The sequence below is a fragment of the Diaminobutyricibacter sp. McL0608 genome (genome assembly GCF_039613825.1).
Classification (GTDB): Bacteria; Actinomycetota; Actinomycetes; order Actinomycetales; family Microbacteriaceae; genus Diaminobutyricibacter.
In genome coordinates, this window is record NZ_CP154826.1 from 2,321,215 (window position 1) to 2,345,220 (window position 24,006).

General features: G+C 66.9%; 31 protein-coding genes. 14 read left to right on the top strand and 17 right to left on the bottom strand.

The features are described from left to right. Nucleotides 1–35: 35 nt before the first annotated feature. The gene (locus tag AAYO93_RS11010) at nt 36–1,715 is read left to right on the top strand and encodes an adenylyl cyclase (RefSeq protein WP_345761227.1); all 1,680 of its coding nucleotides are present in this window, start codon (nt 36–38) and stop codon (nt 1,713–1,715) included. Nucleotides 1,716–1,763: 48 nt separating this feature from the next. Here AAYO93_RS11010 and AAYO93_RS11015 read toward each other — a convergent pair whose 3' ends face one another. Further along, nucleotides 1,764–2,783 carry a sigma-70 family RNA polymerase sigma factor gene (locus tag AAYO93_RS11015; RefSeq protein ID WP_345761228.1) on the bottom strand — a complete coding sequence of 340 codons (1,020 nt, stop codon included), beginning with the start codon at nt 2,781–2,783 and terminating at the stop codon, nt 1,764–1,766. Between the two features lie 161 nt (nt 2,784–2,944). On the opposite strand from AAYO93_RS11015, the gene AAYO93_RS11020 reads away from it, so the two are divergent. Next, a complete protein-coding gene (locus tag AAYO93_RS11020) occupies nt 2,945–3,730 on the top strand; it encodes an SDR family NAD(P)-dependent oxidoreductase (protein WP_345761229.1) in 786 nt (261 codons plus the stop codon). Between the two features lie 27 nt (nt 3,731–3,757). On the opposite strand, the gene AAYO93_RS11025 is transcribed toward AAYO93_RS11020, so the two are convergent. After that, complete coding sequence (locus tag AAYO93_RS11025) at nt 3,758–4,303, bottom strand: hypothetical protein (protein WP_345761230.1); 546 nt, start codon at nt 4,301–4,303, stop codon at nt 3,758–3,760. A 118-nt stretch (nt 4,304–4,421) separates the two neighbouring features. Between AAYO93_RS11025 and AAYO93_RS11030 the strand changes: the two genes are divergently transcribed. Beyond that, nucleotides 4,422–4,760 carry a carboxymuconolactone decarboxylase family protein gene (locus AAYO93_RS11030; protein WP_345761231.1) on the top strand — a complete coding sequence of 113 codons (339 nt, stop codon included), beginning with the start codon at nt 4,422–4,424 and terminating at the stop codon, nt 4,758–4,760. A 3-nt stretch (nt 4,761–4,763) separates the two neighbouring features. On the opposite strand, the gene AAYO93_RS11035 is transcribed toward AAYO93_RS11030, so the two are convergent. The 3 genes from AAYO93_RS11035 to AAYO93_RS11045 all read right to left on the bottom strand — a co-directional run bounded on the left by AAYO93_RS11035 (nt 4,764) and on the right by AAYO93_RS11045 (nt 7,169). Next, nucleotides 4,764–5,579: a shikimate 5-dehydrogenase gene (locus AAYO93_RS11035; protein ID WP_345761232.1), complete on the bottom strand. Its 816-nt coding sequence runs from the start codon at nt 5,577–5,579 to the stop codon at nt 4,764–4,766. Between the two features lie 29 nt (nt 5,580–5,608). Next, nucleotides 5,609–6,799 (bottom strand): S1C family serine protease, encoded by a 1,191-nt coding sequence (locus tag AAYO93_RS11040; protein ID WP_345761233.1) that lies wholly within the window; start codon nt 6,797–6,799, stop codon nt 5,609–5,611. A gap of 121 nt (nt 6,800–6,920) precedes the next feature. Next, the gene (locus AAYO93_RS11045; RefSeq protein WP_345761234.1) at nt 6,921–7,169 is read right to left on the bottom strand and encodes a hypothetical protein; all 249 of its coding nucleotides are present in this window, start codon (nt 7,167–7,169) and stop codon (nt 6,921–6,923) included. A 58-nt stretch (nt 7,170–7,227) separates the two neighbouring features. On the opposite strand from AAYO93_RS11045, the gene AAYO93_RS11050 reads away from it, so the two are divergent. Further along, nucleotides 7,228–7,689 carry a MarR family transcriptional regulator gene (locus tag AAYO93_RS11050; protein ID WP_345761235.1) on the top strand — a complete coding sequence of 154 codons (462 nt, stop codon included), beginning with the start codon at nt 7,228–7,230 and terminating at the stop codon, nt 7,687–7,689. Nucleotides 7,690–7,695: 6 nt separating this feature from the next. Here AAYO93_RS11050 and AAYO93_RS11055 read toward each other — a convergent pair whose 3' ends face one another. Next, nucleotides 7,696–8,745: an NAD(P)H-dependent flavin oxidoreductase gene (locus tag AAYO93_RS11055; RefSeq protein WP_345761236.1), complete on the bottom strand. Its 1,050-nt coding sequence runs from the start codon at nt 8,743–8,745 to the stop codon at nt 7,696–7,698. Then, nucleotides 8,742–9,410 (bottom strand): helix-turn-helix transcriptional regulator, encoded by a 669-nt coding sequence (locus tag AAYO93_RS11060; RefSeq protein ID WP_345761237.1) that lies wholly within the window; start codon nt 9,408–9,410, stop codon nt 8,742–8,744. Before AAYO93_RS11060 ends, AAYO93_RS11055 begins: the two co-directional genes overlap by 4 nt. A gap of 161 nt (nt 9,411–9,571) precedes the next feature. On the opposite strand from AAYO93_RS11060, the gene folE reads away from it, so the two are divergent. The 5 genes from folE (at nt 9,572) to cls (ending at nt 14,167) form a co-directional block, all read left to right on the top strand. Beyond that, complete coding sequence (gene folE, locus AAYO93_RS11065; protein ID WP_345761238.1) at nt 9,572–10,090, top strand: GTP cyclohydrolase I; 519 nt, start codon at nt 9,572–9,574, stop codon at nt 10,088–10,090. Between the two features lie 15 nt (nt 10,091–10,105). After that, nucleotides 10,106–11,362 carry an NAD(P)/FAD-dependent oxidoreductase gene (locus tag AAYO93_RS11070; protein WP_345761239.1) on the top strand — a complete coding sequence of 419 codons (1,257 nt, stop codon included), beginning with the start codon at nt 10,106–10,108 and terminating at the stop codon, nt 11,360–11,362. Further along, nucleotides 11,359–12,456, top strand: coding sequence for a transaldolase (gene tal / locus AAYO93_RS11075; protein WP_345761240.1), 1,098 nt, complete (start codon nt 11,359–11,361; stop codon nt 12,454–12,456). Before AAYO93_RS11070 ends, tal begins: the two co-directional genes overlap by 4 nt. Before the next feature lie 62 nt (nt 12,457–12,518). Beyond that, on the top strand, nt 12,519–12,692 hold the full coding sequence (locus AAYO93_RS11080) for a hypothetical protein (protein WP_345761241.1): 174 nt from the start codon (nt 12,519–12,521) through the stop codon (nt 12,690–12,692). Continuing rightward, nucleotides 12,692–14,167, top strand: coding sequence for a cardiolipin synthase (gene cls / locus AAYO93_RS11085; RefSeq protein ID WP_345761242.1), 1,476 nt, complete (start codon nt 12,692–12,694; stop codon nt 14,165–14,167). The genes AAYO93_RS11080 and cls overlap by 1 nt, the downstream gene beginning before the upstream one ends. A 6-nt stretch (nt 14,168–14,173) precedes the next feature. On the opposite strand, the gene AAYO93_RS11090 is transcribed toward cls, so the two are convergent. The 6 genes from AAYO93_RS11090 to AAYO93_RS11115 all read right to left on the bottom strand — a co-directional run bounded on the left by AAYO93_RS11090 (nt 14,174) and on the right by AAYO93_RS11115 (nt 18,406). Further along, the gene (locus tag AAYO93_RS11090; RefSeq protein ID WP_345761243.1) at nt 14,174–15,166 is read right to left on the bottom strand and encodes a redoxin domain-containing protein; all 993 of its coding nucleotides are present in this window, start codon (nt 15,164–15,166) and stop codon (nt 14,174–14,176) included. Between the two features lie 13 nt (nt 15,167–15,179). Continuing rightward, complete coding sequence (locus tag AAYO93_RS11095; protein ID WP_345761244.1) at nt 15,180–16,076, bottom strand: alpha/beta fold hydrolase; 897 nt, start codon at nt 16,074–16,076, stop codon at nt 15,180–15,182. A gap of 17 nt (nt 16,077–16,093) precedes the next feature. Continuing rightward, nucleotides 16,094–16,333, bottom strand: a complete 240-nt coding sequence (locus AAYO93_RS11100) for a hypothetical protein (RefSeq protein ID WP_345761245.1) — start codon at nt 16,331–16,333, stop codon at nt 16,094–16,096. Nucleotides 16,334–16,398: 65 nt separating this feature from the next. After that, nucleotides 16,399–16,794, bottom strand: coding sequence for a thioredoxin (gene trxA / locus AAYO93_RS11105; RefSeq protein ID WP_345761246.1), 396 nt, complete (start codon nt 16,792–16,794; stop codon nt 16,399–16,401). A 23-nt stretch (nt 16,795–16,817) separates the two neighbouring features. After that, nucleotides 16,818–17,489: an esterase/lipase family protein gene (locus tag AAYO93_RS11110; RefSeq protein ID WP_345761247.1), complete on the bottom strand. Its 672-nt coding sequence runs from the start codon at nt 17,487–17,489 to the stop codon at nt 16,818–16,820. Further along, the gene (locus AAYO93_RS11115) at nt 17,486–18,406 is read right to left on the bottom strand and encodes an alpha/beta fold hydrolase (RefSeq protein ID WP_345761248.1); all 921 of its coding nucleotides are present in this window, start codon (nt 18,404–18,406) and stop codon (nt 17,486–17,488) included. The genes AAYO93_RS11110 and AAYO93_RS11115 overlap by 4 nt, the downstream gene beginning before the upstream one ends. 123 nt (nt 18,407–18,529) lie before the next feature. Here AAYO93_RS11115 and AAYO93_RS11120 point away from each other — a divergent pair, with 123 nt between their 5' ends. Beyond that, nucleotides 18,530–18,796, top strand: coding sequence for a hypothetical protein (locus AAYO93_RS11120; protein ID WP_345761249.1), 267 nt, complete (start codon nt 18,530–18,532; stop codon nt 18,794–18,796). 9 nt (nt 18,797–18,805) lie between these two features. On the opposite strand, the gene AAYO93_RS11125 is transcribed toward AAYO93_RS11120, so the two are convergent. Further along, on the bottom strand, nt 18,806–19,096 hold the full coding sequence (locus tag AAYO93_RS11125; RefSeq protein ID WP_345761250.1) for a hypothetical protein: 291 nt from the start codon (nt 19,094–19,096) through the stop codon (nt 18,806–18,808). Nucleotides 19,097–19,151: 55 nt separating this feature from the next. Next, nucleotides 19,152–19,838, bottom strand: coding sequence for a TetR/AcrR family transcriptional regulator C-terminal domain-containing protein (locus AAYO93_RS11130; RefSeq protein ID WP_345761251.1), 687 nt, complete (start codon nt 19,836–19,838; stop codon nt 19,152–19,154). A 111-nt stretch (nt 19,839–19,949) separates the two neighbouring features. On the opposite strand from AAYO93_RS11130, the gene AAYO93_RS11135 reads away from it, so the two are divergent. From AAYO93_RS11135 to AAYO93_RS11145, 3 genes are all read left to right on the top strand, one after another. Beyond that, nucleotides 19,950–20,684, top strand: a complete 735-nt coding sequence (locus tag AAYO93_RS11135; protein ID WP_345761252.1) for a DUF4386 domain-containing protein — start codon at nt 19,950–19,952, stop codon at nt 20,682–20,684. Nucleotides 20,685–20,878: 194 nt separating this feature from the next. Beyond that, on the top strand, nt 20,879–21,151 hold the full coding sequence (locus AAYO93_RS11140) for a hypothetical protein (protein WP_345761253.1): 273 nt from the start codon (nt 20,879–20,881) through the stop codon (nt 21,149–21,151). A 31-nt stretch (nt 21,152–21,182) separates the two neighbouring features. Continuing rightward, the gene (locus AAYO93_RS11145; RefSeq protein ID WP_345761254.1) at nt 21,183–21,425 is read left to right on the top strand and encodes a hypothetical protein; all 243 of its coding nucleotides are present in this window, start codon (nt 21,183–21,185) and stop codon (nt 21,423–21,425) included. A 150-nt stretch (nt 21,426–21,575) separates the two neighbouring features. On the opposite strand, the gene AAYO93_RS11150 is transcribed toward AAYO93_RS11145, so the two are convergent. Further along, entirely contained in the window at nt 21,576–21,977 is a 402-nt protein-coding gene (locus AAYO93_RS11150; protein ID WP_345761255.1) for a DUF7144 family membrane protein, read from the bottom strand. Between the two features lie 178 nt (nt 21,978–22,155). Here AAYO93_RS11150 and AAYO93_RS11155 point away from each other — a divergent pair, with 178 nt between their 5' ends. Continuing rightward, entirely contained in the window at nt 22,156–22,683 is a 528-nt protein-coding gene (locus AAYO93_RS11155; protein ID WP_345761256.1) for a DUF1269 domain-containing protein, read from the top strand. Between the two features lie 82 nt (nt 22,684–22,765). Here the strand turns inward: AAYO93_RS11155 and AAYO93_RS11160 are convergent, their stop codons facing one another. Next, the gene (locus AAYO93_RS11160; protein ID WP_345761257.1) at nt 22,766–23,998 is read right to left on the bottom strand and encodes an FAD-dependent monooxygenase; all 1,233 of its coding nucleotides are present in this window, start codon (nt 23,996–23,998) and stop codon (nt 22,766–22,768) included. Nucleotides 23,999–24,006: the final 8 nt, after the last annotated feature.

Consider the following 24,006-nt stretch of genomic DNA (forward strand, 5'->3'; position numbering starts at 1 on the left):
ATCTCGGACCGAACGTAATCGTCTTCGATCCGACCATGCCGCAGAGCGAGATCCAGGCGACGGTCGACAGCATCGCAGCACAGCAGGTCGACAACGAGATGGGTACGCAGCGCTACGCGCTCCTTTTCAAACCCGGCACCTACGGCTCCGCTGCCAGCCCACTGATCTTCCAGGTCGGCTACTACACCGAGATCGCGGGCCTCGGGCAGTCCCCGTCCGACGTGACCATCAACGGTCAGGTGAACGTCTTCAACCGCTGTCTCGCGGCGGACAACTGCATCGCGCTCGACAACTTCTGGCGCTCGATGTCGAACTTGACCATCAACCCGGTCGGGGGCATGGGCTGCCGCGCGAACACCGAGTTCTGGGCCGTCTCGCAGGCGTCTCCCCTGCGCAGGGTGAACGTCACAGGCAAGCTGACCTTCATGGACTACTGCACCGCTGGACCGCAGTACGCCAGCGGCGGGTTCCTCGCAGATTCGAGGGCCGGCGACATCATCAACGGGTCGCAGCAGCAGTTCCTCACCCGCGACAGCAGCATCGGGTCGTGGTCGAACGGCGTCTGGAACCAGGTCTTCTCCGGCGTGACCGGGGCACCGGCCCAGTCCTTCCCGACGCCGCCGTACACGACGCTGGCGACGACCCCTGCCAGTCGTGAGAAGCCGTACCTCTACGTGGATGCGAAGGGCACGTACAACGTGTTCGTCCCGGCCGCGCGCACCGACTCCTCCGGCCCCACCTGGACCGGCGGCCAGACGGCCGGTCACTCGCTGCCGCTGAGCAGTTTCTACCTGGCGAAGCCGACCGACTCGGCGAAGACCATCGACAAGCAGCTGGACCGCGGAAAGAACCTTCTGCTGACGCCAGGCGTCTACAACGTCGACCGCAGCATCCGCGTCGACCGGCCGGGCACCATCGTGCTCGGGCTGGGCGTCGCCACGCTGACGGCCGTCGGCGGTGCCATGCCGTTGACCGTCGGGGATGTGCCCGGCGTCGACATCGCGGGACTGATGATCGACGCGGGCTCCGTGAACTCGCCGGCCCTCCTCCAGGTGGGCTCCGGGCACGGAGACCGCGGGGACCACGACGGCAAGGGGCACGGATCAGGATGGTCGTCCCAGCCGACCGCCCTGCAGGACGTGTTCTTCCGTGTCGGTGGTCCGCACACGGGCAAGGCGACGGTCAGCCTCGTCGTGAACAGCAGCAACGTCATCCTCGACGACATCTGGGCCTGGCGCGCCGACCACGGAACCGGGGTCGGCTGGACCGTCAACACGGCCGACACCGGAGTTATCGTCAACGGTGACAACGTGACGGCGACCGGGCTGTTCGTCGAGCACTACCAGAAGTACAACGTGATCTGGAACGGGGAGAACGGAACGACCATCTTCTTCCAGAACGAGCTCCCGTACGACGCACCGAACCAGGCAGCCTGGCAGCACAACGGTGTCCTCGGCTGGGCCGCATACAAGGTCGGCGACCGCGTGAAGTCGAACCAGCTGTGGGGCGGCGGCTCGTACATCTTCACCAATGTCGACCCGACCCTGCACGCAACGCGCGGATTCGAGGTTCCGGTGAAGCCCGGCGTCCAGCTCCACGACCTGCTCACAGTGAACCTCGGCGCGGGAACGCTCGACCATGTTGTGAACGACACCGGAGACGCAGCCACGACTGCGGCCGTCGGAACACCCGTATACGTCGTCTCGGCGCCGTAACGGAGTCGGGGGGGCGTGCGGCACCGCGCCGTGCGCCCCCTCTTCCGGCTATTGCGGCAGCGAGCGCGGGAGCCCGAACGACGGCAGCACGCTGCCCTCGAAGCGGGTGATCCCGCTCACGCCGTCGCGACGCACATCCAGTACGAAGAATCCGACGCCGTGACGGATGCCGCCAGCCGGCGCACGCAGGTACATCGCGAACGCGGGCTGGCCGTTCGCCCGCGTCGGGACCAGGTCGTAGATCTTGCCCGGACGGAAGACGACCGTCTCGAAGAACTCGCCGACCGCGTCGCGGCCCAGGTATTCGAGAGCCATCGGCGGCATCGTCATCCGCACGTCGGCGGTGAGCAAGGCGACCAGTGCGTCGACGTCGCCGGCCTCGTACGCCTGGGTGAACTCGGCGACAAGAGACCGCTCTTCTTTCGAGTCGGGTGCGGGCATCCCCTCGCTGCCGCTGCGCTGCGCGAGCGTCGTTCGAAGGCCTGCGCGCGCCCGTTTGAGCGCGCTGTTCACGGACTCGACGGTCGTCTCGAGCATCTCCGCGACCTCGGCGGCGCGGAACCCGAGCACGTCGCGCAGGATGAGGACGGCCACCTGGCGCGGAGGCAGGATCTGCATCGCCGTCACGAACGCCAGCGAGATGGACTCCCTCTGCTCGATGCGAGCCTCTGGTCCCGGCGGCACGGCCACCGATCCATCGAGAAGGGTGTCGGGATAGGGCTCGAGCCAGACGATCTCGCCCATCCTCGTGGGCTCGGGCGGTTCGACGTTGGGGATGTCCCACTCCTTCGCCGGGCGGCGACTGGCTGAGCGTCGGGCGTTCAGGCACCGGTTCGTGGCGATCCGGTACAGCCAGGTGCGGAGCGAGGAACGTCCCTCGAAACCGCCGAGGCCCTGCCACGCGGTCAGCATCGTGTCCTGGAGCGCATCCTCCGCATCCTGGAACGATCCGAGCATCCGATAGCAGTGCACCTGCAACTCCCGACGGTGCGGTTCGACCAGCTCGCGGAAGGCCTCGCCGTCCCCCGACCGCGCCCGTGTCATCAACTCGCCGGCGACCACGCTCATCCCTGCCCCACCCTCTCTCCGATTGCGTACACGTGTACAGACACCGGCCGGATCCGAAACTGGGCGGTGGATGGGCGCCCAGTTTCGCTGCCTCGCAGTGTCTGCATCGTCGACGACTCGGACGATCCGAGAGTACGTCACCGAACGAGAGGGAGACCAGCATGCTGCTGAACAACAAGGTCGCCGTGGTCTACGGCGCAGGGGGCGCCATCGGGGGCGCCGTCGCACGCGCGTTCGCCGCCGAGGGAGCCGACGTGTATGTCACCGGGCATCTGCGTGAGTCCGTCGACGAGGTCGCTGCAGAGATCGTCGCGGCAGGCGGGTCAGCCGAGGCGGCGCAGGTCGACGCGCTGGATGAAGGCGCCATCGACTCGCATCTGCAGTCGGTGATCGACCGCGTCGGGCGCATCGACATCTCGTTCAACGCCGTCGGGCTGCTCGATTCCACAGTCCTCGGCGTCCCGCTCACTGAGTTGCCCGCCGACCAGTTCGTGCTCCCCATCACGGCGTACGCGACGTCGTACTTCCTGACAGCGCGGCTCGCGGCACGGCGGATGGTGCCGAACCGATCGGGCGTGATCATGACGGTCTCGGCCCTCCCGGCACGCAAAGGCACCGCGCTGAACGGAGGCTACGGACCGGCTCAGGCTGCGAAGGAGGCCATGACCCGCGACCTGTCGGTCGAGCTCGCGCCGAGCGGCGTCCGGGTCGTAGCGATCCGCCCCCACGGCATCCCGGAGACGGCGACCATGCGCCACTCCTACGAGACGCGCCCTCCGGGACTGACCTGGGAGCAGTTCCAGGCGTACCTCGCCGGCATGACCCACCCGCGACGCACGATGACGATCGCCGAGGCGGCCAACGTCGCCGCGTTCGTGGCATCGGACCGGGCCAGCGGGCTCACCGGGACGGTCGTCAACCTGACGATGGGCAGCCTGGACGACTGATCGTCGGCGCTCGGGGCGGGCGGAGCGCTACTTCAGAAGGATCTTGAGGAGGATCGCCGACGCCCCGAGACTGGCGGTCGCGAGGGCCCCGAGCACGTGGCCGTACCACGGGATTCCGCGCTTCGAGAAGGCCACCCAGCCGACCGCGGCGAGGATGATCACGCCAGCCAGGAGCGCCGCCCAATACGCGGATTGTCCGCCGTGGAATCCGTTCAGACCGGCGACGAGGAAGAAGAGTGGCACGACCGCGGCGTACAGCAGCCCCTTGGCGCGGTGCAGTGCGAACCTCATCGAGATGAGCAGGTGGATGGGCTCATCCGGCCGCCTGCCCTCGGCCGCGACCGCCTGTGTGAAGACGTCGGTCGCCCAGAAGACGATCATGCTGACGACGGTGATCGTGAAGACGTCGAGGAGGCCACGGCTTTCGTCTGCCACGGCGATGATGACGCTCACCAGCACGGTGCCCGAGACGAACTGCGGGGTGACGAAATTGCGTCTGGCCCAGGACGCATGGGGCCGGTCGCCCTCGATGCGCTGGACCGGAGGGATCGTCCAGCCTTTCCGACCAGCCATGAGCCACAGCCTAGAACCGCGGACGTCAGGTTTCACCCGATTGAGGTGATGCATCCCTCCCGACTTTCCGTTGCGATGGGAACGTCCATCACCCGATACCCAAGATAAGGAACCCACCATGGCTGACTCCGACGCCCCTGTACTCGACCTGCTCGCCCAGATGACCGCCGACTCCCTGGCGGCCTCGACACTCGACCCTCAGACGCTGATGCTGGTGCGGATCGCCGCCCTCGTCGCCGTCGACGCACAGCCGGTGTCGTACACGCTGAACATCGGGGCGGCCGCCGACGTCGGCCTCGACGTGGAAGACATCCGCGGCGTTCTCACGGCCATCGCACCGATCGTCGGCACCGCCAAGGTCGCCGCTGCGACGGGCAACATCGTCCAGGCGCTCGCGGTCGAGCTCGAGGCTGCGGTCGAGGCCCTGGCCGAGCTCGAGGCCGAAGACGAGGAGTAGTGCCTACTCGGCGCGGGAGAACTCGGAGGCCCGGGCCACCTGCTCGGGAGTGAGTAGCACGCCGGTGTAGCGCTCGAATTGGCGGGCGGCCTGCAGTGCGATCACCTCCGCACCGGTGATCAGGTTCTTGGCCGCCGCGCGTGCGGCGGCCACGAGCGGCGTCTCCGACGGGAACGCCACCACGTCGAAGACCGTCGATGCCCGCTCGATGTGCTTCGGGCTGAACGCCAACACGTCTTCCGCGTCTCCGCGCATCCCGAGAGGTGTCACGTTGACGAGGATGTCGAAATCCGGTTCTGGGTCTTCGGCCACCCAGTCGAAGCCGTAGCGCTGGGCGAGCGCCGGACCGGCCACGGGATTGCGGGCCACGATCGTGACCCGCTCGAACCGCGCGTCGCGGAAGGCTGCAGCGACGGCCGACGCCATCCCACCGGACCCGCGAAGCAACACGCTCTCGGCCGGGTCCACCTCGCCTTCGGCGAGCAGCTGGGCGACGGCTTCGTAGTCTGTGTTCGACGCGGTCAGCACCCCGTCGTCGTTGACCACCGTGTTCACCGACTGGATGGCGACGGCCGACGGCTCCATGACGTCGACGAGCGGGATGATCGCCTCTTTGAACGGCATCGAGACCGAGCATCCGCGGATGCCCAGCGCGCGGATCCCGCGCACCGCACCTTCGAGATCCGTCGTCGTGAACGCTTTGTAGATGAAGTTGAGCCCCAGTTCGTCATACAGGTAGTTGTGGAAGCGCGTGCCGAGGTTGCTGGGCCGGGCCGCGAGCGACATGCAGACCTGCATGTCCTTGTTCAGGATGGGCATGGCCCAATCTTTTCAGGAGCCGGGGCTTTTCAGGACGCGGGGTTCTGCAGGGTCACCGTGGTCTTGTGTGTCTCGCCGTCGCGGAGGTACGTGACCGGCACCGATTCACCGGCCTTCGTCGTCATGACCGTCTGCGTGAGGAGGTCGACGCTCGTGGCCGCATGACCGTTGACCTCCGTGATCACGTCGCCTTCCTGGAGACCGGCCTGCTCGGACGGGCCGCCGGGGACCACCGAGACGACGTAGAGTCCGCCTGGGACCTTGAGCTCCTCAGCCGCGGCCGGTGGGATGGGCGCCACTGAGATTCCGAAGTACGGGTAGGTGACCTTTCCGGTCGCGATGATCTGGTCGACGATCGCGTGAGCGAAGTCCGAGGGGATCGCGAAGCCGATGCCGACGCTGCCACCACCGGTCTGCCCGGCCGAGTTCGGCACGGTCGCGATCGCAGAGTTGATCCCGATCAGCGAACCGCCGCAGTTGACCAGGGCGCCACCCGAGTTTCCGGGGTTGATAGACGCATCGGTCTGGATCGCGTTCGCCAGGATCGCGTTCTGGCCGTTGTCGCCCGGCACGGGGACCGTGCGACCGAGCGCGCTGACGATTCCCGACGTGACCGTGCCGGAGAGCCCGAGCGGTGCGCCCAGGGCGACGACTGGCTGACCGACGACCAGGGTCGACGACTGGCCCCAGGGAACGGTGGGAAGAGACGACGACGCGTCGATCTTCAGGACCGCGAGGTCGGATCTCGGATCGCGCCCGACGAGTTCGGCCGGCGCCTGCACGCCGCTGGAGAGGAGCACGCTGATCTGCCCACCCGACACGGCCGGCGAGATCACGTGGTTGTTGGTCACGATGTAGCCGTCGTTGCGGATGATCTCGCCGGTGCCGGTTCCTCCGCCCGACTCCCCCACCGCCGATACCGTGACGATGGCCGGCAGCACGTCGTTCGTCACGGTGATCGCGTTGCAGGTGTTGCCGTTGCCGGGGTTGCCGGACGACGCCGCCCGCGTAGCACCGAGGCGACCGATCCCCCAGCCGAGGAGGCCGCCGATCAGCAGAGCGACGACGACGGCGACGATGGCGATCGACCAGCCGCGCCGCCTGCGCGGACGCACGGCCGGCTCGGATGTCGCCGTCGGCGGTGTCGGCGTGCCGGACGCTGTCGACGCATCGTCGGGTGTCGGTGGTGTCGTTTCGGGGGCGGGTCCGTTGTCAGTCATGTCCACTCCCCGGTGCTCGACCCTCGTTCAGACGCTGCTGGACACGTTCGTGTCTACACCTCTGCGCACGGGACGTGCAAGCAAAGCCCTCGCCGGTTCGGACGAGGGCGAGGGCTTCGGATCAGTGCTCCGACTTGACGAAGTCACCGTGTCGCATCCGGGAGCTTCGCACGAGAGGCACGTGGCCTTCGCGTTCTGCCCCGATGTACGTTCCGACGATGCTCGGATCGGTTCCTTCTCCGTCGGATTCGGTGTACTGCCCCGGCACTGTTCTCGGCTCGGCCGGTTCCGGTTCGATCTGGGTGTACTTGCCTTCCAGCTCGTCGCGTGCGGATGCGGCGAGCGGCTTCTGTTCGGATGACGCGGACATGAGCGTCACCTCCTCTTTCAATTGCGTTATCGCAATTATTGCACCATGATAGGTAATTGTGAAGGATGCAGTCGGTGCCGCGCTCGCAGCGGCCAACGTGATGATGCGCGTTGCTGCACGTTCCGTCGTCGAGGTCGAAGATGTGGTCACGACGCCCCAGTTGCGCATCCTGATGCTGATCTCGGCCTCGGGCCCGCAAAGCATCAGCTCTGTCGCAACCGAGCTGAACGTGCATCCGTCCAATGCGACGCGGCCGTGCGAAAAGCTCGTTCAGTCCGGGCTCATCATGCGCTCCCCGGATCCGACCGACCGACGATTCGTTCAGCTCGAACTCACCGAGCGGGGCACAGCCCTCGTCGACCACGTACTGAGTGAACGACGCGCGGCGATGGCGGATGTGTTCGCACGCATGTCAGCCGACGAGCAGGCGGACGTCGCGGCTGCCTTCGAGTCGTTCGCGGTCGCGGCCCGAAGCGAACCAACGCATGACGGCCGGTTCACCTTCGCTCTTCAGCCGTAGAGCGCGTCAGTCTTCGCGCGGAACGCCGGCGGCGAGCTCCTCGAACACCTCGCGGGCGTCACTGAATCGCGCAAGCGACGCGGCCTGCCCCAGCCACAGGGACTGGAGCTCGCCGATCCCCTGTCGGGCGGCCTCCGCGCGGAACTGTCCGGTCAGCCAGTTCTGAACGGGGAACGGCGCAACGACTCCCTCCGCTTCGATTGTGCGGATGGCGCGGTTCGGCAGTCCCCGTGCGAGCCGACCGCTCATCGCGCGGGTCAGCACAGACGCGTCGGCTGCTGCGTCCGGGATGGCACGGCGATGCGCGTCGGTGGCTGCCGACTGTCTCGTCGCGAGGAAGGCCGTGCCGACCTGTACTCCGGAAGCTCCCAGTGCGAACGCCGCACGCACTCCGCGCCGGTCGGCGATCCCTCCCGCGGCCGCGACGGGCACGCGCACGGCGTCGGTGACCTGAGGGATGAGCGCGAACGTGCCGACGAGCGACTCTTCCGGGGTTCGGAGGAACGAGACCCGGTGACCGGCCGCCTCCATCCCGGTCGCGACGATCGCGTCGACGCCGCCGAAGTCGAGCGCCACCGCTTCGGCGACCGTTGTGGCCGTGCCGATCACGATCGCGCCCTGAGCGTGGGCACGTTCGACGACGTCGGTGGGCGGCACACCGAAGACGAAGCTGATCACCGCCGGCCCAGCCGCGAGCACCGCCTCGATCTGCTCCTCGAAGGTCGGCAGGAAGCGGGCGGGGCGGCTGGGGATGTCGAGGTCGAGCTCGTCGAAGAAGGGGCGGAGCGCCTCGGCGTAGTCTGCGAACTCCTCGTCGGTGACCGGAGGCTCGTCGCCGGTCAGCCACAGGTTGACCGAGAAAGGGCGCGCGGTCTTGGCCCGGATCGCCGCGACGGCCTGGGCGATGCGGTCCGCGTCGTACCCGTACAGCCCGTACCCGCCGAGCCCGCCGAGCTCGCTCACCTGTGCAGTCAGCCCGACCGACGACAGACCACCGAACGGCCCGAGCAGGATCGGGAGATCGACACCGAGCATCGTCGCCAATTCGCCACTCATGAGCGGAGCTCCCCGATGCGCACGCAGCATTCGCCTGCGGTCGGCTCGAGCCAGACGTCACGCGATTCGCGCGACTCGTCGGTGAGCCCGCGGACGAACGCAGTGTTCGCCGTGCAGATGAGGTCCGTATGACGGGCGGCCAGGTGATGGAACGGGCAGTTCGTGAGTTGGAAGCCACCGTCCTCGCATGCGACCGGTACATAGCCGATGCCCGCGAGGGTCTCGACCAGCGGGATGTCGTCGGAGCCGAGCTGGTGCCCCCGGTTCTCGGCGGTCGTGATCAGCGCATCCCGTACCGGCACCCCCGCCTGGTCGGAGTATTCGACGGCCGCCGCGAGCAGATCGCCCGCGAGCTCGTACTGCCGGGCCGGAAGGGATGCGGTGAGCTCGTCATGCGAGAGCGAATAGATCTTCGCGGGACGCCCGGCGCCCGGCCCGGTGCGACCCGAACGGCGCTCGAACCCGACGGTGAGGGCGCCGACTTCGACGAGGCGGTCGAGGTGGAACGCGGCGGTCGCCCGGGGAAGACCGGTCTGCTCGGCGAGTTCGTCGCGCCCGAGAGGGTGGTCGCTCGCTCGTAGTGCGTCATAGAGGGCGCGGCGTGTGGGATCCGCGAGCGCCGCGATGGCGAGTGTCGCGGTGTCCGCCTCCGGAGACTGGCTCATGCGGCCATCCTATCTCTATAAAAGTAAATCTTGACAAAAGAAACCTGACGAACTTACGCTCAGCACACAGCCGATGCTACGAGAAAGGGGCGGCGATGTCGCTGCTGCAGGAGACACGGGAACGGATTGCTGCTCTGCCGGATCGACGCGCGGAAAATGCGGTGACGGAGCTCCTCCTGGCACTCGGCCAGGACCTCGACGACCCCAACCTCGCGGACACCCCGCGCAGGGTGGCCGCGTCGTTTCGCGAGCTGCTCCGCCGCGAGCCGCTCACTCTGACGACCTTTCCGAACGAGGAGGGCTACGACGACCTGGTGCTCGTGCACGACATCCCGTTCACCTCGCTGTGCGCGCACCATCTCCTCCCGTTCCGCGGCGTCGCCCACGTCGGCTACCTCCCCGCGTCCCGGCTGCTGGGACTGTCGAAACTCGCCCGGGTCGTCGAGCACTACTCCCACGGTCTGCAGTTGCAGGAACGCCTCACCGTCGAGATCGCGGAATACCTGGAGAATGAGCTGCTGCCCAACGGAGTCGGTGTCGTGCTCGAGGCCGAACACCTCTGCATGTCCATCCGCGGCGCGCTGGCGCCGACGGCGCGGACCCGCACCTCACGCTTCACCGGTGCGCTCGCCGCCCACGGCCGGGAACGGTTCATGGCCTCGCTTCCGAGGCACAACTAGAACGAGAGAAACGACATGACAACCGCAGAACCCATCGTCATCGTGGGCGCAGCCCTCGCCGGCGCGACCGCGGCCGCGACGCTGCGGGAGGAAGGCTACGACGGGCACCTCGTACTCATCGGGGCCGAGGAGCACATCCCGTACATCCGCCCGCCGCTGTCGAAAGGGTTCCTCGCGGGCACCGACGACCGCGCATCCATCGACGTGCTCGACGCCGGCTGGTACGACGACAACGACGTCGACCTGCGCCTCGGGACCCGCATCGCCCGCGTCGACCGTCAGGCCGCGACCGTCGTGGACGAGAGTGGAACCGAGACACGGTACGACCGGCTTCTCCTCGCGACCGGCTCCCAGCCGCGCATCCTCACCATCCCCGGGTCGGACGCATCCAACGTCCACTACCTGCGGACCCTCGACGACAGCATCCGTCTGCACGAGGCGATCGCCCAGGGCGGCCGGAGGGTCGTCCTCATCGGGTCCGGCTGGATCGGGATGGAGGTGGCGGCGACCGCGCGCACCCTCGGCAACGAGGTGACCATCCTCGAGCGCGACCCCATCCCCCTCGCCATCGTGCTCGGCGACGAACTCGGCACCTTCTTCGCCGAACTGCACGAATCCAGAGGCGTCCGCATCCGCACCCGGATGATCGTCGAGGCGATCGAGACGCGCGACGGGATCGCGACGGGCGTGCGACTGGGCGGCGGCGAGATCGTGCCCGCGGACGTGATCCTCGTCGGTGTCGGCGCGCTCCCGCAGATCGGGCTCGCCGCGGACGCAGGCCTTCGCACGGGCAACGGGGTCGAGGTCGACGCGTCGCTGCGCACCAGCGACGACCGGATCTTCGCCGCCGGGGACATCGCGAACGCCTACCATCCCCTGATCGGGCTGAGGCTGCGCAGTGAGCACTGGGCGAACGCGCTCACCGGCGGCGCCGTGGCGGCGCGGGCGATGCTCGGGCAGCCTGCGGTGCACGACGGCATCCCCTACTTCTACACCGACCAGTTCGATCTGGGGATGGAGTACTCCGGTTTCGCGCCGCTGACGAAAGAGGCTGACATCGTCTACCGTGGCGACCGCGCATCCGGCGCGTTCATCGCGTTCTGGATGGTCGGTGCGCGGGTGGTCGCAGGGATGAACGTGAACACCTGGGACGTGAACGACGCCATCCAGGTGCTCATCCGCGAGGAGACGAAGGTCGACCGCCGTGCGCTGCAGGATCCGGATGTTCCGCTCGACCAGGTCGCAGCGGTGAGCGAGGGCATCGGCTCATGACAGCCACAGGCGACCTTCGACGCGCCGGCGTGAGCATCTGGCTGGACGATCTCTCGCGTGAACGGATCCTCTCCGGCGGCCTTGCGCGGCTGATCGCCGAACGCGACGTGGTGGGAATCACGACCAACCCGACGATCTTCGCCAACGCGTTCGAGGAGTCGGGCGCCTACGAACGCCAGCTCGCCGAGCTCCGCCGGATGGGCGCAAGCGCGGCAGATGCCGCTTTTGCGCTGATGACGGCCGACGTGCAGTCCGCGTGCGACGTCCTTCGGCCGACCTTCGACGCGACCGAGGGCCTCGACGGCCGCGTCTCGATCGAGGTCAGCCCCGCGGTGGCCCACGACTCCGCGGCGACGCTGGCTGAGGCGCACCAGCTGCGGTCGGCGGTCGACCGCCAGAACCTGTTCGTCAAGATCCCGGCCACGGATGCGGGGATCACCGCGATCGCGGACGCGACGGCGGCAGGCATCAGCGTCAACGTGACGCTCATCTTCGGGCTCGAACGCTACCGCCAGGTGATCGACGCCTCCGTGTCAGGGCTGGAACGCGCGAAGGATGCTGGACTCCCCCTCGGAGCGATCCAGTCGGTCGCCTCCTTCTTCGTCTCACGGGTGGACGTCGAGGTCGACCGGCGACTGGAGTCGGCCGGCGTCACCGACTCCCCACTCGCTGGACGCGCCGCCGTCGCAAACGCCAGGCTCGCCTACGAGATCTTCGAGCAGTCGGTGCGCAGTCAACGCTGGCTGGCGCTGGAACGGGACGGTGCCAACCGGCAGCGGCCTCTCTGGGCGTCGACGGGGGTCAAGAACACGCGGATGCGCGACACGGTCTATGTCGAAGAGCTCGTCGCCCCGCAGACGGTGAACACGATGCCCGAGAAGACGCTCGAAGCGGTGTGGGATCACGGCACGATCGCGTCGGACACGGTCACCGGGAACTATGAGGATGCGCTGCAGGTCGTCGACGGACTGGCCGCCCACGGCATCCTGCTCTCCGATGTCTCCGCGACGCTCGAGACGGCCGGCATCGCGACGTTCTCCGCGTCGTGGGAACGACTCGTCGACTCCGTGCGCGCCGGACTGGAGGCCGCGTGAGCGGATGATCATTGTGCCCGCGACCCTTGTAACGGCAGACTCAGTCTCGGAAGGGAACGCTCATGGACGATCTCACCGGAACCTCGGACGAACGGGCTCGACGGCTGGCAGCACTCGAAGGAGAGGGAAGCCTCTCGCCTGACTGGGTTCGACGCCAGCTCGACCTCGCTCTCAACGCATGGAAAGAGGACGAGAAGAAGCTCGATATCGACGCCGAGGGTCGAGAAGACTTCTGATGGCCAACGATCAGCTACCGCCCCTGATCGGCGGCATCCTGATCCTCATCGACCTGGCGATCCGCATCGCTGCGCTGATCATCGTGCCGAGGGACCGCAAACCCACGGCTGCGATGGCCTGGCTTCTCGCCATCTTCCTCATCCCCTTCATCGGCATCATCCTGTTCCTGCTGATCGGCAACGTAAAGCTGCCGAAGAAGCGACGGGAGAAACAGGCCGAGCTGAACCGGATGATCGAAGAGCGCTCGGCCGAAGTCGACCTGTCCGGCGACCGCTCCAGCTGGCCCAGCTGGTTCGCGGGGCTCGTGCACCAGAACCACAGTCTGGGAGCCCTGCCCGCAGCGGCTGGAAACAGCGCCACGCTGATCGGCGACTATACGACCTCGATCGATGCAATGGCCGCCGAGATCGACACGGCCACGCGCTTCGTGAACGCAGAGTTCTACATCGTCTCGTTCGATACGACGACCAAGGGATTCTTCGCCGCGATGGAACGTGCCGTTCAGCGCGGTGTGCCCGTGCGACTTCTGGCGGACTACGTCGCCTCCCGCCGCGTCGCCGCCCACGACGAGACCTTCGCCGAACTCGACCGCATCGGGGTGAAATGGAGCTACATGCTGCCGGTACGCCCCTTCAAGGGCGAGTACCAGCGGCCAGACCTGCGCAACCACCGCAAGCTTCTCGTCGTCGACGGCCGCGTCGGCTTCATGGGGTCGCAGAACCTCATCGACCGCAGCTACAACTCCCCCAAGAACATCAAGCGGGGACTGCAATGGCAGGAGCTGATGACGCGGATCACGGGACCAATCGTCACGGCGACCAACGCGGTGTTCCTGTCCGACTGGTATCTCGAGACCGGCGAACTCCTCGGCGACGAGGCGAGCCTGCGCGCGACCGACGTACCGGCTGATCCGTCAGCGGATGCGCTGGTCTGCCAGGTCGTGCCGAGCGGCCCCGGCTACGACGGCGAGAACAACCTGCGGCAGTTCCTCACGCTTGTCACGTCGGCGCAGAAGAAGGTCATCATCACGAGCCCGTACTTTGTGCCCGACGAGGCGATGATGTACGCGATCACCTCGGCGTGCGAGCGCGGACTGGAGGTGCAGCTCTTCGTCTCCGCGATCGGCGACCAGGGGTCGGTCTGGCACGCTCAGCGCTCCTACTACAAGCCGCTGCTGCAGGCGGGGGTGCAGATCTGGCTGTACCCCGCCCCGTACATCCTGCACTCCAAGCACCTGTCGATCGACGATGATGTCGCCGTGATCGGGTCGAGCAACATGGACATCCGCTCGTTCGCCCTGAACTCGGAGGTTACCCTGCTCGTGCGCGGAGAAGCGTTCGTCACGCAGATGCGCGCCGTCGAACAGGGATACCGGGATGCGGGGCGCCAGTTGACTCTCGAAGAGTGGGAGAAGGAGCCGGCGTCGGCGACCTTCCTCGACGGGGTAGCCCGCCTCACCTCCGCGCTGCAGTAGGGGCGCTCAGCCGAACGTGAAGACGTAGGCCCGCGCGCCGGGGTCGAGAAAGGTGATCTCGAAGGTCCGGTCGACCGCGGGACCGGCCAGGCGAAGCAGTTGGTACATCCGGGGCTCGACGATGGTGCCCTCGCCATGTTCGTCGATGTCCAGGCCGTGGCCGGTGCCGGGATCCCTGCCGTCGACGGTGACACGGAACCGTGCGTGCTCGCCCGGCGGCGGCGCGAGCACCAGGTTCGCGTCGCGCGCGTGGAACCGGAAGACGATCGACCCGCCCGCCCGGTTCACCAGGCCGGCGCCGCTCTCGATCGTCCAGTCGCCGGAGAGCGACCACTGGTTGAGCTCCAGCGGGCCCGGGGAAGCATACCTATGGGGTCGACCGAACGCTGCTTCACCCTCGGACACGAAGTTGCGACCCTGCTCATACCCGAGGTAGGTCTCGGGCGACTCCAGGTGCGCCCAGTCTGCCTGCGCTTCGACGCCCTCGTCGGGAACGCTGACCAGGTCGTCGCCGATCCCCTCTGCCCCGGCTTCGCGGAGCAGTTGCTGGATGACCCGCTCGCCTTCCTCGTATTCGCCTTCGCCGAAATGGTGGTAGCGGATCCTGCCCTGTGCATCGGCGAGGTAGATCGCCGGCCAGTAGTGGTTGGCGAACGCGTTCCAGACGCCGTACTCGGTGTCGACCGCGACGGGAAAGTCGATCCGCATCTCTTTCACCGCCCAGCGCACGTTGTCGAGTTCCCCTTCGAAGGGGAACTCCGGAGTGTGCACGCCGATCACCACCAGGCCCTGCTCCCGGTACTTGTCGGCCCAGGCACGCACGTAGCCGCGGGTGCGCAGCCAGTTGATGCAGGTGAAGGTCCAGAAGTCGACGAGCACGACCTTGCCGCGCAGCGCCTCCGTCGTGAGCACCGGCGAGTTGAGCCAGGCGGTGGCGCCGTCGAAAGGGGCCAGGCGACCCTCGAACGGCAGGTGGGCGGGGATGCTCGGGTCGGTCACGGAAACTCCTTCGTCAGCCGGCGACATCCGCGACGGCTGCCGCAAACGCTTCCGGCGCCTCCTGAGGCAGGTTGTGCCCGACGCCGCCGTCGATCGTGCGGTGCTCGTATCGCCCCGAGAACTTCTTCGCGTAGGCGCTCGGGTCGGGGTGGGGTGCGCCGTTGGCATCGCCCTCGAGAGTGATGGTCGGAACCGAGATGGTCGGGCCCTCGGCGAGCTGCTGTTCGAGCCTGTCGTACTGCGCTTCGCCCTCGGCGAGGCCGAGTCGCCAGCGGTAGTTGTGGATCACGACGGGGACGTGATCGGGGTTGTCGAACGCGGCGGCACTGCGGCCGAACGTGATGTCGTCGAACTCCCACTGGGGCGACGCCGTGTGCCAGATGAGCTTCGCGAAGTCACGGCGGTTGGCGTCGTAGCCGGCCCGGCCGCGCTCGGTCGCGAAGTAGTACTGGTACCACCACTGCAGTTCCGCAGCCGGTGGCAGCGGCTGGCGCCCGGCAGCCTGGTTGCCGATCAGGTACCCGCTGACGGAGACCAGCCCCGTGCAGCGTTCCGGCCAGAGCGCCGCCACGATGTCGGCCGTGCGCGCACCCCAGTCGAAGCCCGCCACGACCGCTTGTTCCAGCTGCAGCGCATCCATCAACGCCAGCGCATCCACCGCGACCACGGACTGCTGACCGTTCCGCAGTGTCTCATCGCTCAGAAAACGCGTCGTCCCGAAACCGCGCAGGAAAGGCACGATCACGCGGAACCCCTGATCTGCGAGGAGAGGCGCCACGTCCGCGAAACTATGGATGTCGTACGGCCAGCCGTGCAGGAGCAGCGCAGGCCGCCCATCCGCCGGCCCTGACTCGGCGTAGCCGACGTTCAGATCGCCGGCGTCGATCTGCTTCAGGGATCCGAGGGTCATCTCGCAGCCGTCGCTTCCTACGTCTCGTACTCTTCGGAGTCGATCAGCCGATACGAGTACTCCGAGGCACCGGCCTCCTCGGAACCTTCAAGCTCGAACGTCTCGTCGAGGAGGAATCCGGTCGCGAGAATCGTCGTCTGCCCGTACGTGCGCTGCGGCAGACCGTTGGGCGCGAACTCCACGCCCTCGACTGCTTCGCCGTCGTCCGAACCGGGTCGCCTCTTGAGAATTGCCGTGTAGGTACGCGACTCGCTCATGCACCGACGGTAGTCCTGTACGGGCCGCGAGGGAAAGACCGTCGGCCGTTATCGGCCCTGTCGGCCTACTTGCCGCCGCGCTCCGCGAGTTGCTTCTCGTATTCGGCGCGGATCTCGGTCATGTCGAGCGCACGCAGCTGCGTGATCAGGTCTTCGACCGCTTCGGCCGGAAGGGCGCCGGCCTGTGAGAAGAGCGGGATGCCGTCGCGGTAGGCGACGAGAGTCGGGATCGAACGGATGCCGTAGGAGCCGGAGAGCTCCTGCTCGGCCTCGGTGTCGATCTTGCCGAAAGTGATGTCCGAGTGTTTCTCGGACGCCTTCTCGAAGACCGGCGCGAACATGTGACAGGGACCGCACCAGTCGGCCCAGAAGTCGAGCAGGACGATGCCCTCGCTCACGGTCTCGTCGTGGTTCTGGCTGGTTATCGCTGTAGTTGCCATGTTGTGTGAAACGCTCCTCATCGCTCGATATTCCGGGCTTCCAGTCAGCGCGCAGCTTCCTCCAGCACGATCGCCTGCACCTCCGGGTCGGACAACCCGCGGAAGTGGCCGCCCTTCGCGACCACGCGATTGGTCGCACCGGCAAGAGTGCTCCCCTCCGGGATGTGCGGATCGAACGGCCCGAAGACCGAGACGATCCTGCTGTTGACGGACTCGTCGGCGCGCAGCGACATCCCGGCCGGATCCGTCGGTGAGAAGTCGCGCAAAGCGCGGATGGGCATGAACTGGGCGTAGCGCGACCCGGCGAACGGTGTGGAGATTGCAACCATCCGCACGACGCGCGGCAGACTGCCCTCCCCCACCATCACCAGCTTGCCGATCAGGCCGCCCTTGCTGTGAGCGACGATGACCACATCACTCAGGTCACGTTCCTCGAGCACGCCTTCGACCGTCGTCGCGGCCTCGCTGAGCACCTTCAGATTGGTGCCGAGCTCCGGCACCACATAGACCGGATGCCCGGCACCGTGCAGCGCGTCGATCAACGGTCTCAGGAACTGCCACGGCTCGTACACGCCGGGGATCATCAGCACCGGCCGCCCGGAGCCGTCCTCGAACACTGCCGGGTCCGTGCGGTCGAAGGCAGCGCGCGCCTGCCAACCGGCCGCATACGCGTAGTCCTCAGCCCACCAGCCCAGATTCTGAAGAAGGCCCGTCATGCAGCGCCCTGAGCGGGCGGTTCCAGACGTCCCCTGTGGAGTTCGTATGCGCGCGCGTGGCCGGGCGAGTCCGGATCGTCCACGATCGGCCGGTCGGCCATGAACTGGCGGATGACGTTGGCCAGCTCGCCGGGATGACTGAAGTTGATCGCGTGCGCCGCCCCCTCGATGACGACGAGCACCACCTGGTTCTCGATGTGGGCGGCGATCTCCTTCACACGCTCAGGCGTCGGCATGAGCGGATCGCGGTCACCGAGCACGACCAGGGTCTTGATGTGCAGGTCGAGCAGTCGTTCGAGCGACGGGTAGTGCATGAGCGCATGGAACATCCGTGCTGTGCTCGAGACGCCGAAACGCAGGTAGTCGGGAGTCGCGACCCGCACCAGCGCGCTCGGCTCACGGCCGCCGTCGCGGGCGAGCTGCGCCATCGCGCGGGAGAGCGGCTGGTTGTGCATCCCGCCGGCCGGGGACACCAGCACTGCGCGGTCGATGCGATCTGGGAAATCGTGCGCGAATTCGAGGATGACCGGGCACCCCATCGAGTTTCCGACCAGCGTCGCCTTCTCGACTCCCCGATCGTCGAGGAACTTCACCGCGGCTCTGGCGAGCCCAGGCACGTCGAGCGGTTTCGCCGGTTTCACACTCCGGCCGAACCCCGGGAGGTCGGGCACAAAGGTATGGAAGTCGTTCTGGAGCACCTCGGCGGTCGGCAGCAGGTACCGGCCCGAAAGGCCGAAGCCGTGCAGGTGCATCATCACCGGGGCGTCGGGCGGATCCTGCGACTCTCGGAAGAAGAAGTCCAGTCCGTCGATGGTGGTCCAGCGTTCGGCCAGGGACGACGCCGGCTTCCTGGGAAGCTTCGGTTCACGTCCGGGCTCATGCCGCGGTTCGCTGGATGCGCGTGACTGCGTCGCCATCGCTGACCCCCTGGGAAGAATCCAACACCCGACATCCCCAGTCTCCACCATCGCGGGCCGCGCCGGGCAGAAATTCTCCTCCGCCTCTCTCGCCGCCGCGCCCGGTGGCATTACCGTGTAGGAATGAGCACTCCACCGCGCGTAGAAAACGAGTACATCGTCGAATACGTCGACGGCCCGCTGGCTGGTACCACCGATCGACGGCTCCTGATCAATGGCAGCGTCGACGAGCGGATCGGCTCGGTCGCGGCGATCGAAGGTCTCGAGTCACTGTTCTGGTATGTGAAAGGCGCCGAGCGTCTCGTCAACAGTGAGAAGTACGTCGCCTATCACTTCGACGCGCCCGACAGCGATCCGGTCGAGACCGACAAGGATCACGAGTCGCTCTGAGTTCCGCGCTCATCCCCCGATGGGCTGCACGAGGAACCCCATCGCGGTGAGCACCTTGACAGCACCCGTCTTCCCACCCTCGAAGTCGGCCGAGCTGAGGCGCTTGCCGGTCGCGAGCTCGTAGGCCACCCCGAGGATCGCCTTCGGCGGGTAACGCCGTTTGCTCCATGACAATTCGTAGGTCGTCGCCGGCGCGAAACCGTGCTCGGCGAAGAACTGCTCGGGCCCGAGCCGGTCGTATTCTTCGAGCGCCTTCACGACGTCGTCGTTGCTCACCACATCCCAGTCGATGGCCGCCATCCTGTCCTCCCACCCTCGTTGTCGTTCCATTCTCGCCCGGGCGTGCCACCATCGGTCACCCCCGTTCGTCGACCCACTCCGGACGGAGCTTCTCGATGCCATCGAGGATGAGGTCCAGGCCGATCATGAACTCGACGTCGTAGTCGTAGCCGGCCATCCCGAGTTCCATCACGACCTCGATCAGGTACGGGAACTGTGCCGCCATCTCTGCCGGCTGCATGCTCAGCTTCTGCGCGGCGATCTCACCGGACTCCTCGGCGTTGTCGAACGGCAGCACTTTCTCCTGCAGGAGGAACCCGTAGGTATAGCTGTCGAGCGTCGAATACGCATGAACTGTCGTCCGGAACGAGAAGCCGGCCTGCCGGAGACAGGCCATGACAGCGTTGTGGTGACGCAGGTTGGCCGGCCCTGGGAGCATCCGGGATTCCATGAAGTTGACCGCCCACCGGTGGCGCACGAGCGCTTCCCGCATCGAGATGGACCGGTGGCGCATCGCGGTCTTCCAGTCGGGCCCGGTCGGGATGTCCACTTCGCTGAAGACGATGTCGACCATTCCGTCGAGCAGGTCTTCCTTGTTTGCCACGTGTTTGTAGAGAGCCATCGGGACGACGCCGAACTCCTGGGCGAGCGTGCGCATGGTGAGCCCCTCGAACCCGTTCCTGTCGGCGAGGGCGACGGCGGTGCTCAGGACCAGGTCGCGGCTCAGCCTGGTCCTGCGGGGCGCCTCCTGCTGCCGGGTCATTGTCATCTCCTCGGATAGTGCGCGAACCCTTGACAAGTGTACGGGGTACACCTATCGTAATCATCACCGGTGTACGTTGTACACCTTTCACACTTCATCAAGGGAAATCCAATGACCTCAACCAGGCGAACAGCGCTCATCGCGGGCATCCTGTTCATCATCACCATCGTCTTCTCGATACCGGGTGCGCTCCTCTACGGCCCGCTGCTGAGCGACCCGAACTACGTCGTCGGTCCCGGCGCCGACGCCCAGATCGCCCTCGCGGCGTTCATGGAACTCATCGTCGCCGCCGCCAACATCGGCACCGCCGTGGTGCTCTTCCCCATCGTCAAGCGCCAGAGCGAAGCCCTCTCGCTCGGGTACGTCGCCTGCCGGATCGTCGAGTCGACCATGATCGTCGTCGGCATCCTCAGCCTGCTCTCCGTGGTCACGCTCCGCCAGGGCTTCGCGGCGGACGCCGGGGCGGATGCGACCTCGCTCGTCACCGCAGGCAAAGCGCTCGTCGCACTCCACGGCGCGACGTTCCTCATCGGCCCGGGGCTGCTCGCCGGCCTCGGCAACGGCCTCATCCTCGGCTACCTGATGTACCGATCGGGACTCGTCCCGCGTGCGATGACCTGGCTCGGACTGATCGGCGGACCGGTCGTGTTCCTCTCCGGCATCGCGGTGCTGTTCGGCGTCTACTCCCAAGTCTCGGTCTGGTCCGGAATCGCGACGATCCTCGAGTTCGCGTGGGAAGCATCGCTTGGCGTGTACCTCATCGTCAAAGGCTTCCGTCCGGTGCCCATCCTGGATGCGGTGACCGCCCCCGCAATCCCGTCGGGACACCCCGTGGCGATGACCTAGGTTGTCAGGTCACCACTCATGGTTCCCGGGGGGGCTGGGCTCGCGACCAGGCGGTCGAATTCGGGATCGCGTTCGGTAAGGCGTGCCCGGACATCTGGGCTCCTATTGAAGAGTGGTATTCCGCGATTCATCGATCCGCGCTTTCGCAGGCACGCTCCCTCGTCCAGCGGATCAGCACCGAGACACGCCAGTGGGTGTTCTATCTTTCGCTGACAGCCGCGTTCGGCGGCGTGCTGCTGTTCTTCATCTTCTTGACCCGCGGGACCCCGTCAGCGTTGGATTTCGCGGTCGCGTGGCTTCTATGGACGCTCCTTTGGCTGGCCGCATACATCGTCGGCCGTTTCCGGCATCGACGAGTCGTGCGCATCCGGCAGAAACGGTTCGAGTGGCTCACCGAGGTCATCTGGACGATGGCGACGACACAGATCCTTCGGATGAAAGTCGAACGGCTCAAGTCGGGCCTGTGACGGAATCCACTGCTACTCTCCGGCTATGCGCATGCCCGACTCGCCGATGACACCATCCGGATTCCGGGCAGGCCTTGCGTTCGCATTGGAAGGCACCATGGTCACCGATATCGGCGCGAGCGAGGAACTCGACGAAGCTTTCGCCGACGTCGCCGTCTCCGAGCCCGGCACGCCTGAACGCGAGGCCGCCATCAATCGAGCACGAGCGGTCTATCAAGCGGAGCGGAAGTCCGGCACGCTGCCGGGCACTCCTGATCCCACACCCCAGGTCTGAGCGCTCAGTCCTTCGTGCCCTCGCCCTGGTGCGCGACCTCGTCGAGGATCGCGGTGATGTCGACGCTGTGCGTCGGCCGCACCTCCAGTGGATCGATGTTCGACATGTGAACCTCCCCTTCACCCCAGTCCTACTCGGGCAATCCGCCCCTCAGGCAGATCTCAGTTCGTCCCCGTGCACCGTGACCGCGTAGATGATCAGCAGGTTCATCGTGACGAGAACCAGCGCCCAGATGGGCTGAGTCGGAAACGCCAGTAGGTTCGTGACGGCATTCACACCGGCGATGATCACGGCGAGCAGCCGAGCCCACAGAGCGCCGCGGAACAGGAACACACCTGTGAGCAGCACGATGACGCCGAGGACGAGCGACCACCATCCCCAGGCTTGCACGTCGTACGCGACGAGAGCCCCATTGCTTCCGCGGAAGTATGCCCCGTCAGGCGCCAGCAGCGCGATGAACCCGAAGAGGATGTCGAAGGCCCCCTCGATGACCAGCAGTATGCCGGCGAACCACACCCAGCCTGCCCAACCGGAAACCCGTGACTCGCTCACCGGCCCACCCCCTCTGTCACCTGAAACGCTATCCGCGCGGTGTGGTGCGGTGGATCACCCCGTCCGGGTGATGTTAGACCGCAGGTGCGGTCCGAAGCTTCTCATGGGTGCCGCACCGCATGCGGCGGTGGTTTGCAGTCGGCCGCGAGAGGCGACCGCTCAAGATGGGAGTGATGGGATGGCTGATCAGCCGTATCTAGCGATTGCTGCGCAGTATGCGAGCGAAGACGAGGCGGTGGCCGACTTCGACAAGATTCACGCGCACTACAAGGAGGCGGGTAAGCACGCGGCGTTCGACGCGGCCGTTGTCGTGCGCGATATGGAGGGCAAAGTCTCCATTCCGAAGCGCGACGACGGCGCCAAGCACCACGGTGGCCGCAAGGGTCTCGCGATCGGGTTGGCGGGCGGTCTCGTGGTAGCCCTGTTCCCGGCCGTCGCCCTGGGCGGCGCCCTCCTGGTCGGCGGCGGCGCGGGTGGCGCGATCGGCGCACTTGCCGGGCACATCTCCAACAAGTCGTCGGCAGAAGACCTCAAGACGATCAGTGAGACCCTGGATGCCGGAAGCGCGGGGATCGTCGTCGTCGTCGAGCCGGCCGAAGCCGACGAGGTCGCAGCCTTACTGACGGGCGCGACGAAGGTCACCACGAAGGAGATCGCCGTCGACGACGAAGCGTTGGACAACGAAGTTCAGGACGCCGCTGAGTAGACCCGAACACCTCAGCGACGGGCGGGGCCGCCTCGGGGTGACCCCGCCTTTTCCATGCCCGGCTATTCCCCGATCAGCCCGGCTATTCCCCGATCAGCAGCGTGGCGAGGTACCGGGTCGGATTCCGCGTGCGGAACGCGTCCTCGAGAACCTGGCGGAGCGCATCCTCGTTCTCCGCCGATCCCTGATCCGAGCCCGCCCCTGACAGCGCCGCCTGCGCCCGGGTCTGCAGGATCGCCCGCTCCCCGACGTCGTGCCGCACGGCGTGGTACGCGTGGAGCGAGACCAGCGGCGCCTCGCCGCGCACCACCACGGCGAGCCGGGACGCGAGGTCGACGGCATCGAGCATCCCGACGTTCAGCGACGAGCCGCCGGCCGAGAACACGTGCGCTGCGTCGCCGGCCAGGAACACCCGGCCCACCCGGTACTGCTCGGCCTGGCGGCTGTTGGCGACCGTGGAGCGCAGCCATGTCGCGTTCTCGACCGGCACGTCGACACCGAGCACGCGGCGGATGCTTGCCGTCAGGTCTTCCAGCGTGATGCGTTCCGCGGACTCCTGCGCCCCGCGCGGCTCATGCGTGCTGACGATGTACCGGTCGCGTGACGCCTGCCGATCGAGGGCGGACAACGGAGCGAGGCTGAACGACCCGGTCGGGGTCGGGTTCGGGCGAAACAGCGCCAGCCGGCGACCATCGGCGAACTCGAAGGAATCCTTGGACACCCGCAACGCACCCGGGCGGATGGTGACGTGTCCGATCCGCGCGATGCGGTCGCTGGTCGTGCCGGGGAATCCGACCTCGAGAAGATGTCGTACGGAGCTGTGGGCGCCATCGCATCCGACCAGGAAGCCGGCCTCGACGACGTATGCGACCCCATCCGCTTCGACCGCGACTCGCACCCGCTCGCCGTCGTCAGCGAAGCCGACGACTGCATGGCCGCGCCGCACCTGCGCTCCGAACCCCAGGGCACCGTCCTCGAGCACCCTCTCCAGGCGGCGTTGCGGAATCGGCAGCACCATCAGCGGATGGCGACGCAGCGGATTCAGCCGCAGTGTAAGCGACCCGAACTGGTACCGCGGAACGGGGATGACGTGCAGCCCCTTCTGGCCCTTCAGCAGCCCGCGCTGTCTCACGACCGTCGCGATCCGCCCGACAATGCCGTTGCCTTTCGGCATCGGGTCGGGTTCGGATGCGCGCTCGAGCACCAGGGACCGAACGCCGTGCCGACCGAGTTCGAACGCGAGCATCAGGCCGACGGGTCCGGCTCCGACGATGACGACCGTCGCTCGTTCGCTCGGCGTTTCAGCGGTCGCCATCGATCCCC

Bases quoted from the DNA above. Each gene is read 5' to 3' on its own strand.
- AAYO93_RS11055 (WP_345761236.1), bottom strand. From the start codon at position 8,745: ATGAGTGGCGAATTGGCGACGATGCTCGGTGTCGATCTCCCGATCCTG.
- trxA (WP_345761246.1), bottom strand. From the start codon at position 16,794: ATGAGGAGCGTTTCACACAACATGGCAACTACAGCGATAACCAGCCAG.
- AAYO93_RS11025 (WP_345761230.1), bottom strand. From the start codon at position 4,303: ATGGCTGGTCGGAAAGGCTGGACGATCCCTCCGGTCCAGCGCATCGAG.
- AAYO93_RS11100 (WP_345761245.1), bottom strand. From the start codon at position 16,333: ATGAGCGAGTCGCGTACCTACACGGCAATTCTCAAGAGGCGACCCGGT.
- AAYO93_RS11095 (WP_345761244.1), bottom strand. From the start codon at position 16,076: ATGACCCTCGGATCCCTGAAGCAGATCGACGCCGGCGATCTGAACGTC.
- AAYO93_RS11130 (WP_345761251.1), bottom strand. From the start codon at position 19,838: ATGACCCGGCAGCAGGAGGCGCCCCGCAGGACCAGGCTGAGCCGCGAC.
- AAYO93_RS11120 (WP_345761249.1), top strand. From the start codon at position 18,530: ATGAGCACTCCACCGCGCGTAGAAAACGAGTACATCGTCGAATACGTC.
- AAYO93_RS11045 (WP_345761234.1), bottom strand. From the start codon at position 7,169: ATGTCCGCGTCATCCGAACAGAAGCCGCTCGCCGCATCCGCACGCGAC.
- AAYO93_RS11155 (WP_345761256.1), top strand. From the start codon at position 22,156: ATGGCTGATCAGCCGTATCTAGCGATTGCTGCGCAGTATGCGAGCGAA.
- AAYO93_RS11060 (WP_345761237.1), bottom strand. From the start codon at position 9,410: ATGAGCCAGTCTCCGGAGGCGGACACCGCGACACTCGCCATCGCGGCG.
- AAYO93_RS11020 (WP_345761229.1), top strand. From the start codon at position 2,945: ATGCTGCTGAACAACAAGGTCGCCGTGGTCTACGGCGCAGGGGGCGCC.
- AAYO93_RS11125 (WP_345761250.1), bottom strand. From the start codon at position 19,096: ATGGCGGCCATCGACTGGGATGTGGTGAGCAACGACGACGTCGTGAAG.
- AAYO93_RS11010 (WP_345761227.1), top strand. From the start codon at position 36: ATGCCGCAGAGCGAGATCCAGGCGACGGTCGACAGCATCGCAGCACAG.
- AAYO93_RS11145 (WP_345761254.1), top strand. From the start codon at position 21,183: ATGCCCGACTCGCCGATGACACCATCCGGATTCCGGGCAGGCCTTGCG.
- AAYO93_RS11015 (WP_345761228.1), bottom strand. From the start codon at position 2,783: ATGAGCGTGGTCGCCGGCGAGTTGATGACACGGGCGCGGTCGGGGGAC.
- cls (WP_345761242.1), top strand. From the start codon at position 12,692: ATGGCCAACGATCAGCTACCGCCCCTGATCGGCGGCATCCTGATCCTC.
- AAYO93_RS11040 (WP_345761233.1), bottom strand. From the start codon at position 6,799: ATGACTGACAACGGACCCGCCCCCGAAACGACACCACCGACACCCGAC.
- AAYO93_RS11110 (WP_345761247.1), bottom strand. From the start codon at position 17,489: ATGACGGGCCTTCTTCAGAATCTGGGCTGGTGGGCTGAGGACTACGCG.
- AAYO93_RS11115 (WP_345761248.1), bottom strand. From the start codon at position 18,406: ATGGCGACGCAGTCACGCGCATCCAGCGAACCGCGGCATGAGCCCGGA.
- AAYO93_RS11070 (WP_345761239.1), top strand. From the start codon at position 10,106: ATGACAACCGCAGAACCCATCGTCATCGTGGGCGCAGCCCTCGCCGGC.
- tal (WP_345761240.1), top strand. From the start codon at position 11,359: ATGACAGCCACAGGCGACCTTCGACGCGCCGGCGTGAGCATCTGGCTG.
- AAYO93_RS11030 (WP_345761231.1), top strand. From the start codon at position 4,422: ATGGCTGACTCCGACGCCCCTGTACTCGACCTGCTCGCCCAGATGACC.
- AAYO93_RS11080 (WP_345761241.1), top strand. From the start codon at position 12,519: ATGGACGATCTCACCGGAACCTCGGACGAACGGGCTCGACGGCTGGCA.
- AAYO93_RS11035 (WP_345761232.1), bottom strand. From the start codon at position 5,579: ATGCCCATCCTGAACAAGGACATGCAGGTCTGCATGTCGCTCGCGGCC.
- AAYO93_RS11160 (WP_345761257.1), bottom strand. From the start codon at position 23,998: ATGGCGACCGCTGAAACGCCGAGCGAACGAGCGACGGTCGTCATCGTC.
- AAYO93_RS11135 (WP_345761252.1), top strand. From the start codon at position 19,950: ATGACCTCAACCAGGCGAACAGCGCTCATCGCGGGCATCCTGTTCATC.